Annotated in this window: 2 protein-coding genes; both read right to left on the reverse strand. The window is 73.6% G+C overall.

The features are described 5' to 3' along the window. A partial coding sequence (locus AB0J08_RS37760) for a type I polyketide synthase (protein WP_360643395.1) occupies positions 1–19,952 on the reverse strand: 19,952 nt, incomplete at its 3' end. 2 nt (positions 19,953–19,954) lie between these two features. Continuing rightward, a partial coding sequence (locus AB0J08_RS37765) for a beta-ketoacyl reductase (protein ID WP_360643398.1) occupies positions 19,955–20,565 on the reverse strand: 611 nt, incomplete at its 5' end.

Genomic DNA, 20,565 nt, shown 5'->3' on the forward strand with positions numbered 1-20,565 from the left:
GTCACACCACCGACCAACGCCAGCGAGCACTCACCCTGCCGCAACGACTGCGCCGCCAGATGCAACGCCACCAACGACGACGAACACGCCGTGTCCACCGTCACCGCCGGCCCCTCCAGACCGAACGTGTAGGACAGCCGCCCCGAGAAGACAGCGGCCGCGGAACCGGTGCCCGCGTACCCCTCCAGCTCCTCCGGGGGCTGCCGCAGCAGCGTGACGTAGTCCTGACCGTTGGTCCCCATGAACACCCCGGTCTGGCTCTCGCGCAGCGCGTGGGGGTCGATGCCCGCGCGCTCGATCGCCTCCCACGAGGTCTCCAGCAGCAGCCGCTGCTGCGGGTCCATCGCCAGCGCCTCCCGCGGCGAGATCCCGAAGAACTCCGCGTCGAAGTCGGCCACGTCGTGCAGGAATCCGCCCACGCGGGAGTACGTCGTTCCCGGGCGGCTCCGCTCGGGGTCGTAGAGGGCGTCGAGGTCCCAGCCCCGGTCCGTCGGGAAGTCGGAGACGACGTCCGCGCCGGTCCGCACCAGGTCCCACAGGTCCTCCGGCGACCGCACCCCGCCGGGGTAGCGGCAGGCCATCCCCACGATCACGATCGGCTCGTCGGCGGAGGTGCCGGTCGTGACGAGCCCGCCGGCCGCCGGGGCGTCCGCCGTGGCCGGGCCGAAGCGGGCCCGCAGCTGACGCACCAGTGCCGTCGGTGTGGGGTGGTCGAAGACCAGGGAGGTCGGCAGGGCGAGGCCCGTGGCCGTGACGAGGCGGTTGCGGAACTCCACGGCGGTCAGCGAGTCGAAACCAAGCTCACCGAACGCGCGGTCGGGCCGGACGGTGCCCGGGTCCCGGTGGCCGAGGACGGCGGCGGCCTGCTCCTGGACCAGGCCCAGCAGGATGCGTGTCCGGTCCGCTTCCGAGGCTCCGGACAACCGTGCCGCCACGCCGGAGAGCGATGCGCCGTCGTGCTCCGTCCAGGCCGACCGGACGGCGGACAGTTCGCCGAGCAGCGGCGCGGGCCGGGCGGTCGTCGCCGCGGCGACGAACCGCTCCCAGTCCACGTCGATCACGGTCAGCGTGGTCTCGTCGCCCTCCCACGCCTGCCGCAGGACGGCCAGCGCCGCCTCCGCCCGCAAGGGGGTGATGCCGTTGCGGCGCAGCTGGCGCGACACGAGGGCGTTGTCCGCCATTCCGCCGTCGGCCCACGGTCCCCAGGCGACCAGGGTCACCGTGCGGTCCTCGGCCCGGCGCTGTCCGGCCACGGCCGCCAGGGCGGCGTTGGCCGCCGCGTAGTTGGCCTGTCCTGCGGCGCCGACAGCGGCGGCCGCCGAGGAGAACAGGATGAACGCGTCGAGGTCCAGATCGCTCGTGAGTTCGTTCAGGTGACGGGCGGCGATCGTCTTCGCCCGCATGACGGTGGCGAACCGCTCCGGAGTCATCGCGTCCATGACCCCGTCGTCGAGCGTGCCGGCGGCGTGGATCACGGCCGTCAGCCGGCAGGTCTCCCGGAGCCCTGCCAGGAGCGCGGCCAGTGCGTCGCGGTCCGCGACGTCGCAGGCGGCGAGGGTGACCTCGGCGCCCAGGGCCGTCAACTCCGCCTCCAACCGCGCCGCCCCGGGCGCGGCCGGCCCGCGCCTGCCGACGAGCACGACGTGCTCGGCTCCCTCCCCGATCGCCCAGCGCGCGACCTGGGCCCCGAGCGCACCCGTGCCGCCGGTGATGAGCGCCGTTCCGCTGAGCCGTCGGTGGTTCCGGCGTCGCACCGGAGGGGCGGGCACGAGCCGGCGGCCGAACACGCCGGACGTGCGGACGGCCAGCTGGTCCTCATGCAGGGCGCCGTTCGTCACGTCGGCGAGCGCGGTGGCGAGCACCTCGGCGAGGCGCACGGCCTCTGCCTCTGCCTCTACCTCTATGTCGGCCTCTGTGTCGGCCTCTGTGTCGGCCTCTGTGTCGGCGCGCCCGTCGATGCTCGCGGGAAGGTCGATCAACCCGCCCCACCGATCCGGGTGTTCCACTGCGGCCACTTGGCCCAGCCCCCAGACCGCCGCCTGTGCCGCCCGCACCGGCTCGTCGTCGTGGTGCGCCGCGACCGCGCCGCGCGTCACGCACCACAGCGGTGCCGTCACCCCGGCATCACCGAGTGCCTGGACGAGGCCCAGCGTGCCGGTCAGACCGAGCGTGAGCTCGTCCGGCGAGGCGGGGTCGGGGCGTTCGTCCCAGGCCAGGACGGACACCACTCCGCTGACAACCCACTCGTCGTGCACCGCACGGAGCCGCTCGGCGAGTCGAGCGCGGTCCGCCGGGTCGACGCGGCGCACGGTCGCGCCCCGGTCCTCCAGAGCACGGCTGATCACCTCGTGCGCCGCCTCCGCCTCCCCGGCCACCAGCACCCAGACGCCGGTCAACCGGGTGGGCAGCTCCGTCCGGACCACACGGTTCCAGGCGTCCTTGTAGCGCCATGAGGCGGTCGCGGACTGCTCCCGGTGTTCCCGTTGCCACGCCGCCAGGGCCGGCAGGACCTCGGCCAGGGCGGCCTGCTGCGTCGGCGCCACGTTCAACGTGTCGGCCAGCGCGTCGAGGTCGGCGCGTTCGACCGTGGCCCAGAACTCGCTGTCGATGGCGCCCGAGGACGCGGCAGCGGCGGGACGGTCCAGCCAGTACCGCTGGTGCTGGAAGGCATAGGTCGGCAGATCCACCACGGCCGGGCCCGAACGGCCGAACACCGCCTGCCAGTCGACCCGGACACCACCAACGTGGGCGTGGGCGAGCGCGGTCAGCACCGACACGCACTCGTCCCGGTCCCGCCGCACCGACGCGACGAACCGCCCAGTCGGCGCCACGGCCGAACCCATCGCGCTCAGGACACCGTCGGGGCCGAGCTCGACGAAGGTCTCCACACCGTCGGCGTGCAGCGCAGACACCGCATCGGCGAAGCGAACAGCCTGGCGGGCGTGCTCCACCCAGTACTCGGGCCTGGCGATCTCCTCCGCCACCGGAGCACCCGTGACCGTCGAGACGAACCGCAGCGTCGGGGCCTCGAACGACAGACCCGCGAGTACCTGGCGGAAGTCGTCCAGCATCGGCTCCATCAGGGGCGAGTGGAAGGCATGGCTCACCCGCAGGCGGCGCGAGCGGCGATCCGCCAGGGCCTCTGTGATCCGCTCCACCGCGTCCTCGGCGCCCGAAACCACCACCGACGTCGGCCCGTTGACCGCCGCGAGCGCGACGTCGTCACCCAGCAGCGGCAGGACGTCCTCCTCGGAGGCCTCCACCGCCACCATCACCCCACCGGCCGGAAGCGCCTGCATCAGCCGACCGCGAGCGGCGACCAAGGTGCAGGCGTCCTCCAGCGACAGCACACCCGCCACATGAGCAGCCGCGATCTCACCCACCGAGTGACCCGCCACCGCATCCGGCCGCACACCCCACGACTCCCACAACCGGAACAACGCCACCTCGAACGCGAACAGCGCCGGCTGAGCGACACCCGTCCCCTCCAGCGCCTCGGCATCCACACCGAAGAACTCCCCACGGATACCGAGACGTTCAAGGGCCTCGTCCAACGCACCCGCGAACACCGGGAACCGCTCGTACAACCCACGGCCCATGCCGACCCGCTGCGCACCCTGCCCCGCGAACAGGAACCCGAGACCGCCCGGCGCCGCCGCACTCCCCGCGACCAGCTGCTCGACCACCTCGCCCGCCGCCAGCCCGGTCAGACCGGCCCGGAGCGACGACGCGCTGTCCGCCAGAACCACCGCACGATGGTTCAGTGCCGCACGCGTCGTCGCCAACGCATAGGCGAGGTCGGTGAGGGCCACCGCATGCCCGCCGTCGGCGAACGCCAGCAAGCGCGCGGCCTGCGCCCGCACCGCGCCGGCGCTCCGGCCGGACAGCACGACGGGAACCGGTCCCGCGAAGCCCGGCGACCGCTCGCCGTCCTGGGGCGCCTCCGTGCTCCGCACCGGCCCCTGCTCAAGGATGACGTGGGCGTTGGTGCCGCTGATCCCGAACGAGGACACACCCGCCCGACGCGGCCGGTCCGCCGCCGGCCAGGCCGTCTGTTCGGTCAGCAGCCGTACCCCGCCCGCCGACCAGTCGATGTGCGGCGACGGCTCGTCCACGTGCAACGTGGCGGGCAGCACTCCGTGGCGCATGGCCAGCACCATCTTGATCACGCCCGCCACGCCGGCAGCGGCTTGCGTGTGGCCGAGATTCGACTTCACCGACCCCAGCCACAACGGCCGCTCCACCGGACGCTCCTGGCCGTAGGTGGCCAGCAACGCCTGGGCCTCGATCGGGTCACCCAGCCGGGTGCCCGTCCCGTGCGCCTCCACCGCGTCAACCTCGGCGGCGGACAGCCGGGCGTTCGCCAGCGCCTGCCGGATCACCCGCTGCTGCGACGGCCCGTTCGGCGCCGTCAGACCGTTCGACGCACCGTCCTGGTTCACCGCACTGCCCCGCACGACCGCGAGCACCTGATGCCCGTTGCGCACCGCGTCCGAGAGCCGTTCCACCAGCAGCACGCCGACGCCCTCGGACCAGCCCGTGCCGTCCGCGGCGGCCGAGAAGGCCTTGCACCGGCCGTCCTCCGCCAGCCCGCCCTGGCGGCTGAACTCCACGAACGCCGCCGGTGTCGACATCACCGTCACCCCGCCCACCAGCGCCAGCGAGCACTCCCCCTGCCGCAACGACTGCGCCGCCAGATGCAGCGCCACCAGCGAGGACGAACACGCCGTGTCCACCGTCACCGCCGGTCCCTCCAGACCGAAGGCGTAGGACAGTCGACCGGAGACCACCGACGCGGCGGCGCCGGTGGCCGCGTGGCCCTCCAGCTCCCGCGTCGTGTCGCGCAGCAGGGCGGTGTAGTCCTGACCGTTGGTGCCGGCGAAGACGCCGGTGTCGCTGCGGCGCAGCGTGGCCGGATCGATCCCGGCCCGCTCGAACACCTCCCACGACGTCTCCAGCAGCAGCCGCTGCTGCGGGTCCATCGCCAGCGCCTCCCGCGGCGAGATCCCGAAGAACTCCGCGTCGAAACCGGCGACGTCCTCGATGAAGCCGCCCACCTGGACGGCGGACGCGCCGGAGCGGCCGGATCCGGTCAGCGTGTCGATGTCCCAGCCCCGGTCGGTCGGGAAGGACGTGATGGCGTCGGAGCCCGAGCTCAGCAGCCGCCACAGGTCCTCCGGCGACCGCACCCCGCCCGGGAACCGGCAGGCCATGCCCACGATCGCGATCGGCTCGTCGGTCTGCGCGGACACCGCCCCCGTGCGCGGCACCGGGAGGTCGGCGGCCGGGGCGTCCGCGAGCCGGGCGAGCAGGTGGTCGACGAGAGCGGCGAGGTTCGGGTGGTCGAAGACCAGGGTCGCGGGCAGGGAGATCCCGGTGATCGAGCCCAGGGCGTTGCGCAGTTGCAGCGCACTGAGGGAGTCGAAGCCGAGGTCCCGGAACGAGCGGTCCGGGTCGAGCCTGTCCGACGTGGCGTGCCCGAGCACCGCGGCCGTTTCGGCCCGTACGGTCTCCAGGAGGAACCGCCGCGCTTCGGCGTCCGCGAGACCGGCCAGCCTGCGGGCCAGGTCCTGGGCCGGGCCGCGTTCGCTCGCGGTCGCCGTCACGGCGTCCGTCAGCTCGGCGAACAGGCGGGTCGGCCGGGCGGCGGCGTGGGCCACGGCGAGCCGGTCCCAGTCCGTCCTGGTGACCAGGGCGGTGGTCAGGCCGAGGTCCAGGACCCGGCGCAGAGCGTCGCCGGACTGCTGGGCGGACAGGGGGGAGACGCCGTTCCTCGTCAGACGGTCCCGGACGGCCCGGTCCGCCATGCCGCCGTCCGCCCACGGCCCCCAGGCGACACTGGTCGCGGGCAGACCCTGTCCGCGACGGTACGCGGCGAAGCCGTCCACCAGGGCGTTGGCCGCCGCGTAGTTGCTCTGACCCGCCGAGCCGACCGTGCCGGCCAGCGAGGAGAAGAGGATGAACGCGTCGAGCCGGCAGTCGCGTGTGAGGTCGTGGAGGTTCCACGCGGCGTCCACCTTGGGCCGGAACACGGCCTCGAAGCGCTCGGCGGTCATCGAGTCGATCACGCCGTCGTCCAGGATCCCGGCCGCATGCACGACCGCCGTCAGCGGGACCTCCGCCGGGACGGTGTCCAGCAGCACGCCGAGCGCCTCGGCGTCGGCGACGTCGCAGGCGGCCACCGTCACCCGGGCGCCCAGCGCGACGAGTTCGTCCTCCAGCTCGGGCGCGCCCGGAGCCGCCCCGCCACGGCGGCTCGTCAACAGCAGATGTTCGGCCCCCTGCTCGGCCAACCGGCGTGCCACGGCCGCACCGAGGACACCGGTGCCGCCGGTGATCAGTACCGTGCCACGCGGTCGCAGTCCCTCGGCGACCGTTGCGCCAGGGGTGCGGACGGGCACCAGGCGCCGGCCGAAGATCCCCTCAGCGCGAATCGCCACCTCGTCCTCGTCCACCGCCCCGGCCAGCACGGAGATCAGCCGCTCGGCGGTCCGGCCGTCAGGGGTCGACGGCAGGTCGATCACGCCGCCCCACCGCGACGGGTGCTCCACCCCCGCAACCCGCGCGAATCCCCACACCGCGGTCTGGTCCGGCCGTGCCAACGAGTCGTCGGAGCGAGTGGAGACCGCCCCCGCGGTGATGCTCCACAGGGGAGCCTCGATGCCCTGGTCCCCGAGCGCGCGGAACAGCGCCAGGGTGTGGACCACCCCGGACGGCAGCCCGGGCTCCAACTCGGCGGTGAGTGGAACGAGCGACAGGACGCCCCGGATCGGGCCCGAACCGGTGAGCGCGGCCTGCGTTTCCGTGACAGCGCCGAACGGCACGCGGAGCACCTCGGCGCCGTGGTCGGTCAGCGCCCGGGCGACCCACTCCCACCGCTCCTCGCCGGCCGGCGGCGTCACCAGCAGCCAGGTCCCCGTCAGCGCGCCGGACCCCTGCTCGGGCACCGGGCGCCAGACGACCTGGTGCAGGAGCTCGTCCGTCCTGGCGTCCGCGTCCCGGCGTCGACGCCAGGCGGAGAGGGCGGGCAGGACAGAGTCCAGCGAGGCATCCTGTGCGAGCTGGAGCGTGGCGGCGAAGTCGTCGACGTCGGCGCGTTCGACCGTGGCCCAGAACTCGCTGTCCACCGCGCCCGAGGACGCGGCAGCGGCGGGACGGTCCAGCCAGTACCGCTGGTGCTGGAAGGCATAGGTCGGCAGATCCACCACGGCCGGACCCGAACGGCCGAACACCGCCTGCCAGTCGACCCGGGCACCACCAACGTGGGCGTGGGCGAGCGCGGTCAGCACCGACACGCACTCGTCCCGGTCCCGCCGCACCGACGCGACGAACCGCCCAGTCGGCGCCACGGCCGAACCCATCGCGCTCAGGACACCGTCGGGGCCGAGCTCGACGAAGGTCTCGACCCCGTCGGCGTGCAGCGCCGACACCGCATCGGCGAAACGCACCGCCTTACGGGCGTGCTTCACCCAGTACTCGGGCGTGGCGATCTCCTCCGTCACCGGAGCACCCGTGACCGTCGAGACGAACCGCAGCGTCGGCGCCTCGAACGACAGACCCGCGAGTACCTGGCGGAAGTCGTCGAGCATCGGCTCCATCAGGGGCGAGTGGAAGGCATGGCTGACCCGCAGGCGGCGCGAGCGGCGATCCGCCAGGGCCTCTGTGATCCGCTCCACCGCATCCTCGGCACCCGAAACCACCACCGACGTCGGCCCGTTGACCGCCGCCAACGACACAGTCCCGTCCAGCAGCGGCAGAACCTCCTCCTCGGACGCCTCCACCGCCACCATCACCCCGCCCGCCGGAAGCGCCTGCATCAGCCGACCGCGAGCGGCAACCAAGGTGCACGCATCCTCCAGCGACAGCACACCCGCCACATGAGCAGCCGCGATCTCACCCACCGAGTGACCCGCCACCGCATCCGGCCGCACACCCCACGACTCCCACAACCGGAACAACGCCACCTCGAACGCGAACAGCGCCGGCTGCGCGACACCCGTCCCCTCCAGAGCCTCGGCATCCGCACCGAAGAACTCCCCACGGATACCGAGACGTTCAAGGACCTCGTCCAACGCCCCCGCGAACACCGGGAACCGCTCATACAACGCGCGCCCCATACCGACCCGCTGCGCACCCTGCCCCGCGAACAGGAACGCCCACCCGCCGTTCGTCGCGCTGCCGGTGACCACACCCGCGTCGGGCTCCCCCGCCGCCAACGCCAGCAGGCCCCGCCGCAGTTCGGCCGCGTCACCAGCCACCACCACCGCACGGTGGTCCAGCGCCGCACGCGTCGTCGCCAACGAGAAGCCCAGACCGGCCACGTCCTCAGCCGCCTCCGCCTCCACGTGCCGCAACAGTCGCGCCGCCTGCGCCCGCAGTGCGACCTCTCCGGCGGCGGACAGCACCACCGGCACCGGCCCGGCCTGCGACGAAACACCCGGCTCCTCCGCCGGCCCCTGCTCAAGAATCACGTGCGCATTGGTGCCACTGATCCCGAACGAGGACACCGCCGCCCGACGCGGACGCTCCACCTCCGGCCACGCCGTCTGCTCCGTCAGCAACCGCACCCCGCCCGCCGACCAGTCCACATGCGACGACGGCTCATCCACATGCAACGTGGCCGGCAGCACACCGTGCCGCATCGCCATCACCATCTTGATGACACCCGCCACACCCGCCGCCGCCTGAGTGTGACCCAGGTTCGACTTCACCGACCCCAGCCACAACGGCTCGTGCCGCTCCTGCCCGTAGGTCGCCAGCAACGCCTGCGCCTCGATCGGGTCACCCAACGTGGTACCCGTCCCGTGCCCCTCCACCGCGTCCACCTCGGCAGCGGACAACCGGGCGTTCGCCAACGCCTGCCGGATCACCCGCTGCTGCGACGGCCCGTTCGGCGCCGTCAAACCGTTCGACGCACCATCCTGATTCACCGCACTGCCACGCACCACCGCCAACACCCGATGCCCGTTGCGCACCGCGTCCGACAACCGCTCCACCAACAGCACGCCCACACCCTCGGACCAACCCGTGCCGTCCGCCGCCTGCGCGTACGACTTGCACCGGCCGTCCTCCGCCAGGCCCCGCTGACGGCTGAACTCCACGAACGCCCCCGGCGTCGACATCACCGTCACACCACCGACCAACGCCAGCGAGCACTCACCCTGCCGCAACGACTGCGCCGCCAGATGCAACGCCACCAACGACGACGAACACGCCGTGTCGACGGTGACCGCCGGCCCCTCCAGGCCGAACGTGTAGGACAACCGCCCCGAAACGACGCTCCCTGCGCTGCCGCCGGCCAGGTACCCCTCCAGCTCCTCCGGCACGGTGGACAGCCCGGACGCGTAGTCGTGGTACATCAGGCCGGCGAAGACGCCGGTGTCGCTGCCGCGCAACGTGGCCGGATCGATGCCCGCACGCTCGAACACCTCCCACGACGTCTCCAGCAACAACCGCTGCTGCGGGTCCATCGCCAACGCCTCACGCGGCGAGATCCCGAAGAACTCCGCATCGAAGTCACCCGCGTCGTGCAGGAACCCGCCCTCGCGGGTGTACGAGGTGCCCGCCCGGTCGGGGTCGGGGGCATAGAGCGCGTCGAGATCCCAGCCCCGGTCCGCCGGGAAGGGGGTGATGGCGTCGGAGCCGTCGCTCAGCAACCGCCACAGGTCCTCCGGCGACCGCACCCCGCCCGGGAACCGGCAGGCCATCCCCACGATCGCGATCGGCTCGTCGGCCCCCGCCGTCACCACGGAGCGCCCGGCCGCCGACGACGAATCCGACGACTCCCCGGACGCGACCAACGACGACAGCAGGAACCCGGCCAACGCCACCGGCGTCGGATAGTCGAACACCAACGTCGCCGGAAGCCGCAAGCCCGTCGCCGTCGACAGCGCGTTGCGCAGCTCCACCGCCGTCAGCGAGTCGATCCCCACCTCCCGGAACGAACGCCCCGCCGCCACCGCGGCCGCGGACCCGTGCCCCAGCACCGCCGCCGCACGTCGGCGAACGAGATCGAGGACCAGGTCGTGCCGCTCGGCCGCAGGCAGCGCGACCAGACGGTGCGCCAGGTCGGAGGCCGACGTCGCGGCCGCGCCGCGACCGCGCGGGCCGACCGGTCGTACCAGCGCACGCAGCAGTGCCGGTACGGGCGCGTCGGGGGCCGACTGGGCGGCGCGGCCCAAGGCGGCGGTGTCCAGCTTCGCGGCGACCGCCGCCGGCTCGGCCGAGGCGAGCGCGGCGTCGAACAGTTCCAGTCCCTCGTCGATGCCGAGGGCGTCGACACCGGCCCGCCGCATCCGTGCCAGGTCGGCCTCGTCCAGCCGTCCCGCCATACCACCGGTGGGGGCCCACAGTCCCCATCCGATGGACGTGGCCGCAAGCCCCGCCCCCCGTCGGTAGTGGGCCAGGCCGTCGAGGAAGGCGTTGGCGGCCGCGTAGTTGGCCTGACCCGCGCCGCCCAGGGTGCCGGCGACGGAGGAGAAGAGCACGAACGCGTCGAGGTCCAGGTCCTGGGTGAGTTCGTGCAGCAGCCACGCCGCGTCGGCCTTCGGGCGCAGTACGGTGTCGAGCCGCTCCTCGGTGAGCACGTCCAGGACGCCGTCGTCGACCACACCGGCGGTGTGCACCACCGCGGTCAGCGGGTGTTCGACCGGAATGGCGGCCAGCAGCCGGACGACGGCCTCGCGGTCGGCGACGTCGCAGGCGGCGACCGCCACGTCCGCCCCGTGCGCGGCCAGTTCCGCGACGAGGTCGCCGGCGTCGCCGCTGCGGCTGGCCAGCAGCAGGTGCCGCACGCCGTGGTGGACGACCAGGTGGCGGGCTGTCGCCGCTCCCAGCAGGCCGGTGCCGCCGGTGATGAGCACGGTGCCCGACGGGTCCCACACGGTCGGCTCGGCGACGGTCCCGGTGCGGACCAGACGCGGTACGTGGAGTGCTCCACCGCGTACGGCCAGCTGCGGTTCGCCGGTCGCGACCGCCGCCGCGGCCAGATCGTCATCGGGGTCGGTGTCGGTGTCGGTGTCGACCAGCACGATCCGATCGGGATGCTCCGCCTGGGCGGAGCGGATCAGGCCCCAGACTGCGGCCCCGGCGAGATCGGTGACGCTGCCGTCCCGGTGGCCCGGCACCGCGCCCCGGGTCACGACGACGAGCCGCTCGGACGCGGGGCGGTCGTCCTGCGCCAGCCACTCCCGTACGGACGTCAGCGCCTCGCTCAGGACGGCACGCACGGAGCGCCCGTCGCCCACGCACCGGATCAGCCGGTGGCCGTCGCCGCTTCGCGCCGCGGTGGCGACCGGCTGCCAGTCGATGCGGAACAGCGAGTCGGTGCCGCCCTGGCGGGCGTCACGCAGTTGACCGTCCGAGACGGCGCGGAAGGAGAGGGACTCCACCGCGACGACCGGTGTGCCCTCGGCGTCCGTCGCCACGAGCGTGACGGCGTCCTCGCCCGCGGGCGTCAACCGGACCCGCAGCTCCGAGGCCCCCGTCCTGAAGAGCCCGACGCCACGCCAGTTGTAAGGCAGCCTGCCGGGCTCCCCGGCCCCGTCGGCGTGCCAGGCGTGGAACGCGGCGTCGAGCAGGGCCGGGTGCAGTCCGAACCGTCCGCTGCCCACCTCCTCGGGCAGCGCCACATGGGCGAACACCTCCGAACCACGACGCCAGACCGCCCGCAGGCCCTGAAACGCGGGGCCGTAGTGGAATCCGTCCTCGGCCAGTTGCCGGTAGCGGCCGTCCAGGCTCACTGGCCGGGCGCCGCGCGGCGGCCACTCCGTCCCGAAGCCGGACGGGGCGTCCGGGAGCGGGGCGACGAGGAAGCCCCCGGCGTGCCGGATCCACTCCTGGCCTGCGTGCTTGGCATGGATGCTGAACGCGCGATCGCCCGTCCCGGCCTCCACCTCGGAGACGGCCACCTGTACCGCCACACGGCCCTGTTCGGGCAGCGCGAGCGGCGCTTCCAGCGTCAGTTCGGCGATGGAGCCGCAGCCCACCGCGTCGGCGGCCCGCTGCGCGAGCTCCACGAACACCGTGGCCGGGACGAGCCGGGTGCCCCGTACCTCGTGGTCGGCCAGCCATCCCTCGGCAGCCGTGGCCAGCTGTCCGGTCAGGAGGTGGCCACCGGACTGGGGCAGCTCGACGGCCGCGCCCAGCAACGGGTGGTCGGCCGCGTCGAGGCCGGCGGCGCTGATGTCCCCCGCCCGGGACCCGTCACTCGCGAGCCAGTACCGCTGGTGCTGGAAGGCATACGTCGGCAGATCCACGACGGCCGGACCCGAACGGCCGAACACCGCCTGCCAGTCGACCCTGGCACCACGGAGATGCGCGTGGGCGAGGGCGCTCAGCACCGCCGCGCACTCGTCGCGGTCCCGGCGCACCGACGCGACGAACACCCCCGCCGGTACCACGGCCGACCCCATCGCACTCAACACGCCGTCGGGGCCGAGCTCGACAAACGTCTCCACCCCATTGGCGTGCAGCGCCGACACCGCATCGGCGAAACGCACCGCCTGGCGGGCATGCTCCACCCAGTACTCGGGCGTGGCGATCTCCTCCGCCACCGGAGCACCCGTGACCGTCGAGACGAACCGCAGCGTCGGCGCCTCGAACGACAGACCCGCGAGAACCTGGCGGAACTCGTCCAGCATCGGCTCCATCAAGGGCGAGTGGAAGGCATGGCTGACCCGCAGACGCCGCGAGCGACGATCCGACAGCGCGGCCACGACTCGCTCCACCGCGTCCTCGGCGCCCGAAATCACCACGGACGTCGGCCCGTTGACCGCCGCCAACGACACAGTCCCGTCCAGCAGCGGCAGAACCTCCTCCTCGGACGCCTCCACCGCCACCATCACCCCACCGGCCGGAAGCGCCTGCATCAGCCGGCCACGTGCGGCGACCAAGGTGCACGCGTCCTCCAGCGACAGCACACCCGCCACATGAGCGGCCGCGATCTCACCGACCGAGTGACCCGCCACCGCGTCCGGCCGCACACCCCACGACTCCCAGAGCCGGAACAGCGCCACCTCGAACGCGAACAGCGCCGGCTGCGCGACACCCGTCCCCTCCAGCGCCTCGGCATCCGCACCGAATAACTCCCCACGGATACCGAGGAGTTCGAGGACTTCGTCCAACGCATCCGCGAACACCGGGAACCACTCGTACAGGTCGCCTCCCATGCCTACGCGCTGCGTACCCTGGCCCGCGAACAGGAAGCCGAGACCCCCTCCAGCAACGAGGTCCGACTCGATCCCGCCGTCCCCGGCCGCCAGCGCGTCCAACTCCCGCAGCAGAGCGGCCCGGTCCTCCACCACGAACACCGCACCGTGGTCGAACACACTGCGCCCAGCGGCCGACGCCGCCACGTCCAGCACCGACACCTCCGGCCGCTCGGCGACGAACGACCGCAGCCGCGCCGCCTGATCCCGCACCGCCGAAGCCGTCCGACCCGACAACACCACCGGCACCGGCCCGGCCTGCACCGGCAGTTCCGTCGGCTCCTCCGCCGGCCCCTGCTCAAGAATCACGTGCGCATTGGTGCCACTGATCCCGAACGACGACACACCAGCCCGACGCGGACGCTCCACCTCCGGCCACGCAACCTGCTCCGTCAGCAACCGCACCCCGCCCGCCGACCAGTCCACATGCGACGACGGCTCATCCACATGCAACGTGGCCGGCAGGACACCGTGGCGCATCGCCATCACCATCTTGATGACACCCGCCACACCCGCCGCCGCCTGAGTGTGACCCAGGTTCGACTTCACCGACCCCAGCCACAACGGCTCGTGCCGCTCCTGCCCGTAGGTCGCCAGCAACGCCTGCGCCTCGATCGGGTCACCCAACGTGGTACCCGTCCCATGCCCCTCCACCGCGTCCACCTCGGCGGCGGACAACCGGGCGTTCGCCAACGCCTGCCGGATCACCCGCTGCTGCGACGGACCGTTCGGCGCCGTCAAACCGTTCGACGCACCATCCTGATTCACCGCACTGCCACGCACCACCGCCAACACCCGATGCCCGTTACGCACCGCGTCCGACAACCGCTCCACCAACAGCACGCCCACACCCTCGGCGAGCCCCGTCCCCTCGGCGGCGGCAGCGAAGGCCATGCAGCGGCCGTTCGGTGCGAGGCCCTGCTGGCGGCTGAACTCCACGAACATGGTGGGCGTCGACATCACCGTCACACCACCGGCCAGCGCCAGCGAGCACTCACCCTGCCGCAACGACTGCACGGCCAGGTGCAGCGCCACCAGCGACGACGAACAGGCCGTGTCCACCGTCACCGCCGGCCCCTCCAGGCCGAACGTGTAGGACAACCGGCCGGAGGCGACACTGCCCGCCGTGCCGTTGGCCAGGTATCCCTCGATGTCGTCCGAGACATGGGTCAGTCGGGAGCCGTAGTCGTGGTACATCACCCCCGCGAAGACGCCGGTGTCGCTGCCGCGCAGCGTGGCCGGATCGATGCCCGCACGCTCGAACACCTCCCACGACGTCTCCAGCAGCAGCCGCTGCTGCGGGTCCATCGCCAACGCCTCACGCGGCGAGATCCCGAAGAACTCCGCGTCGAAGTCACCGGCTCCGTCGAGGAACCCGCCCTCCTGGGCGTAGCTGGTTCCCGGGCGGCTGCGCTCCGGGTCGTAGAGGGCGCCGAGGTCCCAGCCCCGGTCGGTCGGGAAGGGGGTGATGGCGTCGGAGCCGTCGCTCAGCAACCGCCACAGGTCCTCCGGCGACCGCACCCCGCCGGGGTAGCGGCAGGCCATCCCCACGATCGCGATCGGCTCGTCGGCCCCCGCCGTCACCCGCGCCGCCACGGCACGCCCGGCCGCCGCCGACGAATCCGACGACTCCCCGGACGCGACCAACGACGACAGCAGGAACCCGGCCAACGCCACCGGCGTCGGATAGTCGAACACCAACGTCGCCGGAAGCCGCAGCCCCGTCGCCGTCGACAGCGCGTTACGCAACTGCACAGCCGTCAGCGAGTCGAACCCCACCTCCCGGAACGGCCGCCCCGCCGCCACCGCGGCCGCGGACCCGTGCCCCAGCACCGCCGCCGCCCGGGTCCTGACCAGGTCCAGCAGGAGGTCGGTGCGCCGGTCGCCGGGCAGCCGGGCGAGCCGGGCGCTCAGGTCCTCGTCGTCGCCGCCGCGGCGTACGGGCACGCGGACCAGGTCGCGCAGGACGGGCGCGACGGCGGTGTCGGCGGTGCGCAGGGCCGGGAGGTCCAGTCGTGCGGGCAGCAGCGCCGGTTCACCGGAGGCCAGCGCGCGGTCGAACAGCGCCAGTCCTTCGGCGGCCGTCAGCGCGGCGATGCCGGACCGGTTGATCCGGTGCAGATCGGCTTCGTCGACATGGCCGGTCATGCCGCTGCGAGGTTCCCAGAAGCCCCAGGCCAGCGCGGTGGCGGCCTGGCCGCGTGCCCGCCGCCGGGCGGCCAGCGCGTCGAGGAAGGCGTTGCCGGCGGCGTAGTTGGCCTGACCCGCGGCGCCCAGGGTGCCGGCCGCCGAGGAGAAGAGGACGAAGGCGTCGAGGTCGAGGTCGCGGGTGAGCTCGTCGAGGACCAGCGCGGCGTCGATCTTCGGCCGGAGCACGGCATCCACCCGTTCCGGGGTGAGCGCGGAGACCAGTCCGTCGTCGAGCAGACCGGCGGCATGCACCACCGCACGTAGCGGGTGTTCGGCCGGCACGGTGGCGAGGACCGAGCCGACGGCCGCACGGTCAGCGGCGTCGCAGGCGACGACGCGGACCGCGGCGCCGAGGGCGGCGAGCTCGCTCAGCGTCTCCTCGGCCGCGTCGCCGCTGCGGCTCAGCAGCAGCAGGTGCCGCACGCCGTGTTCGGTCACCAGGTGGCGGGCCACCAGGCCGCCCAGGACTCCGGTGCCGCCGGTGATGAGCACCGTCCCCTGCGGGTCGAACGGGGTGACGTCCGGTCCGGTGGACAGCGGGAGGCGGGCGAGGCGCGGGACGTGCAGGACGCCGTCGCGAACGGCGGCCTGGGGTTCACCGGAGTCCAGCGCCAGCGTCAGGCCGTGGCTCTCGGGGTCGGTGCCGTCCAGGTCGACCAGGACGAAGCAGCCGGGGTTCTCGATCTCGGCCGCCCGGACCAGACCCCACACGGCGGCGCCCGCGAGGTCGCTCGGGTCCTCGCCCGGCCGGACGGCGACGGCGCCCCGGGTGACGATCACGAGCCGGGCCGATGCGGACCTCTCCTCGGACAGCCAGGACTGCAGCCGCTCCAGGACGGCGTGCACGGCCTGCCGCGGGGTCTCCTGGTCGACGGTGACGACCGTGTCCCCCGCCACCGGGCGGGGCGACGCCTGCTCGTCGGCCGAGGCGGGACGCCAGCTGAGCCGGAACAGCGCGGCGTCGTGGGCGGTGCCGAGCTGCGCCGCGGACACCGGCCGGACCGCCAGGGATTCGGCCGACAGCACCGGCGCGCCGGTCGTCGCGTCCATGGCCAGCAGTGCCAGGGCGTCGGGTCCGATGCCCGTCAGGCGGACGCGCAGCGTGGTTCCGCCGGCCGCGCGCAGGCTCACGCCGGTCCAGGAGAACGGCAGGCGGGGAGCGTCCTGGCCGACCGGTCCGACGAGGCCGGCGAGGTGCAGGCCGGCGTCGAGCAGGGCCGGGTGGACGCCGAACCGGCCGGAACCGCTCTCCTCGGGCAGGACGACCTCGGCGTACACCTCGTCGCCGGCGCGCCAGGCGGCGCGCAGGCCCTGGAAGGCCGGTCCGTAGACGAGTCCCTGGTCGTGCAGGCGGGTGTAGTGGTCGATCAGGTCGACGGGCTCCGCCCCGGCCGGCGGCCAGGAGGCCGGGCCGGCCGGCACCGCTCCCGGGTGCACCGCCAGCGCGCCGCCCGCGCACCGCACCCACTCCTGGTCCGCGGTGTCGGCGGGCCGCGTGTAGATGTCGAGCGCGCGGCGGCCCGTGGGGTCGGGTGCCGCGACGATCACCTGGATCTGCAGGGCGCCGTCGTCGGGCAGGAGGACCGGCGTCTCGAAGGTGAGCTCGTCGACGCGTCCGCAGCCGGCCTGGTCCGCGGCCCTGACCGCCAGGTCGAGCAGCGCGGTGCCCGGCAGCAGCGCCCGGCCGAGGACGGTGTGGTCGGCGAGCCAGGGGTGGGTCTCCAGCGAGACGCGCCCGGTGAGGACGAATCCGTCGCCGTCGGCGAGGCCGAGTGCCATGTGGAGGAAGGCGTGGTCGGACACGGCGAAGTCGCCCGTGGCACTGCCGCCGTCCCGCAGACCGGCCGGCCAGTACCGGGTGCGCTGGAAGGCGTACGTCGGCAGGTCCACCCGTCGCGGGGCGCCGCCGATGACGGCGTCCCAGTCGACGGCGACGCCGTGCGTGTACAGCTCCGCCAGCGAGGCGAGGAACCTGCCGCGACCGCCGTCGCCGCGGCGCAGGGTCCCGGCGGCCAGACCGGTCCGGCCGCTGTCGTCCAGGACCTCCCGGATGCCGAACGCGAGCACCGGGTGCGGGCTCACCTCGACGAAGTCGGCGTGGTCCTGCTCGACGAGCGCGCGGACCGCCTGCTCGAAGCGCACCGTCGCCCGCAGGTTCAGGTACCAGTACTCGGCGTCCATGCGGGTGGTGTCGAGCAGGCCGCCGGTCACCGTGGAGTACAGCGGGACCTGCGAGGCCCGGGGGCGGATCTCCCGCAGTGCACCGACCACCTCGTCGGCGAGGATCTCGACGCTCGGTGAGTGCGACGCGTAGTCGACCGGGATCCGGCGGGCCTGCTCGTCCGACCCCAGCAGCGCCGCCAGCGCCTCCGGGTCGCCGGACACCACCGTGGACCGGGGGCCGTTCACCGCGGCGATCGACAGACCCCCGCCGAGCTCGATGTCGCCGGCCGGCCGCGGCACGGACACCATGCCGCCCTGTCCGGCCAGCCGCACCAGGGCCCGGCTGCGCAGGGCCACCACCCGGGCGGCGTCGTCCAGGGACAGCGCGCCGGCGACGCACGCCGCCGCGATCTCGCCCTGCGAGTGCCCCACCACGGCCGCGGGCTCGACTCCCGCGGCGCGCCACATCGCGGCCAGCGAGACCATGACGGCGAACAGGGCCGGCTGGACGACGTCGACGCGTTCCAGCGCCTCGGCGTCGGCCAGGACGTCCGGCAGGGACCAGTCGACGTAGGGACCCAGGGCCTCGGCGCACTCGGTCATGCGGGCCGCGAAGACCGGTGCGGAGTCCATCAGTTCCAGGGCCATGCCGACCCACTGCGCACCCTGGCCGGGGAAGACGAACACGGCCCGGCCCCGGCGCTGTTCGGCGACGCCCTCGACCACGGCCGGCGCGCCGTTGCCCGCGGCGAGGGCGCCGAGGCCCTCGCGCAGCTCGCCGAGGTCGGCGCCGAGCACGACCGCCCGGTGCCGGAAGGCCGTCCGGCTGTGGCTGAGCGACCAGGCCACGTCGTCGAGCGGCAGCTCCGGGTGATCGTCGAGGTGGGACCGCAGGGATCGGGCCTGCGCGCGCAGCGCGTCCTCGGTCCGCCCCGACAGGAGCCAGGGCACGGGGGTGCCGACCGGGGCGACGACCGGTGGCGGGTCGGTGACCGTCCCCGGGGCAGCGGCCGGTGCCTGTTCGAGCACGACGTGGCTGTTGGTGCCGCTGACGCCGAACGCGGACACCGCCGCACGGCGGACCCGCCCCGTTCCCGGCCAGGGCGCAGCCTCGGTGAGCAGCCGAACGCCGCCCGCCGACCAGTCCACGTGGGACGAGGGCGCATCCACGTGCAGGGTGGCCGGGAAGGTGCCGTGGCGCATCGCCATGACCATCTTGATCACGCCGGCCACACCGGCGGCGGCCTGGGTGTGCCCGATGTTGGACTTGACCGAGCCCAGCAGCAGCGGCTGCCCGCCCGCGCGGTCGGCGCCGTAGGTGGCCAGCAGCGCACGCGCCTCGATCGGGTCGCCCAGCGGCGTGCCCGTGCCGTGCGCCTCGACGGCGTCGACGTCCGCGACGGTGAGGCCGGCATCGGCGAGGGCCTGGCGGATGACCCGCTGCTGCGCGGCACCGTTCGGCGCGGAGAACCCGCTGCTCGCGCCGTCCTGGTTGACCGCGGAACCGCGGACCACGGCGAGGACGGGGTGCCCGTTGCGCAGGGCGTCCGACAGCCGCTCGACCAGGAGCACGCCGGCGCCCTCGGCCCAGCCGGTGCCGTCCGCGCCGTCCGCGAACGACTTGCACCGGCCGTCGGGGGCCAGCCCGCGCTGCCGGCTGAAGTCGATGAACGGCCGCGGCGTGGCCATCACCGTCACCCCACCGGCGAGCGCCATGGAGCAGTCGCCCTTCCGCAGCGCCTGGCACGCCAGGTGCAGCGCGACCAGGGACGACGAGCAGGCGGTGTCGATGGTGACCGCGGGCCCTTCGAGGCCGAGTTCGTAGGCGATCCGGCCGGACACCACACTGCCGGACGTGCTGTTCCCGAAGAACCCCTCGTACTCCTCGGACGCGCGCTCCAGCAGGCCGCTGTAGTCGTGGTACATCATCCCGGCGAACACGCCGGTCCGGCTGCCCCGCACGGACTCGGGATCGACCCCCGCCCGCTCCAGCGCCTCCCACGCGACCTCCAGCATCAGCCGCTGCTGCGGGTCCATCGTCACCGCCTCGCGCGGCGAGATGCCGAAGAACCCCGCGTCGAACTCGGCCGCGTCGTGCAGGAAGCCGCCGCGCCGGACGTAGGAGGTCCCGAGGTGCTCGGGATCGGCGTCGTAGAGGCCTTCCACGTCCCAGCCGCGGTCGGTGGGGAAGTCCGTGATGGCGTCCTCACCGCGTTCGACCAGCCGCCAGAGCTGTTCGGGCGTCCGGACGCCGCCGGGGTAGCGGCAGGCCATTCCGATGATGGCGACGGGTTCACCGGCGGCGGACTCGGCATCACGCAGCCTCTGCCGCGTCTGGTGCAGTTCGGCGGTGACCCACTTGAGGTTGTCGAGCAGCTTGTTGTCGGTCATGATCAGCGCCCGAACTCCCGTCGAATGAAATCAAGTACGTCGTCGGCCGATGCCGACTCCAGCGTGTCGAGCACGCTCGGCTGTGCGGCACCCGGCCGTTCGTCCGGGCCCGCGTCCTTCGGTGGTGGTGGCGTCGTCTCCTCGGGGCGAGGCAGTTCGCCGTCGAGGTGGCGGGTCAGCGCATGCGGACTCGGGTGCTCGAACAGCAGCGTGGCGGGCAGGGCCAGGCCGGTGGCCTTGCCGAGCCGGTTGCGCAGATCGACGGCGGCCAGCGAGTCGAGACCCATCGCCATGAAGCCGGCTTCCATGTCGATGTGCTCCGGGCCGCCGTGTCCGAGCACCGCGGCGACGTGCGAGCGGACCAGCTTGCCGATGATCCGCTCCCTGGCCTGCGGCGTCGCACCCTCGATCCGCTGCCGCAGTTCGGCCGCCTCGTCGGGCGTGACGTTCGTGGGGGCCGCAGGGACGCGAACGACCTCGCGGAGCACCATGGGCACCTGGTCGGTCCCCCGGGCACTCAGGCGCGCGGCCACGAGGTTCGGTTCCTTGGTCGCGAGTGCGGTGTCGAGGAGGTGCAGGGCGTCCCGGGTCTCCAACGCCAGCACACCCTGAC

Origin of the sequence: Kitasatospora sp. NPDC050463 (assembly GCF_040655255.1) — a bacterium.
Lineage (GTDB): Bacteria > Actinomycetota > Actinomycetes > Streptomycetales > Streptomycetaceae > Kitasatospora.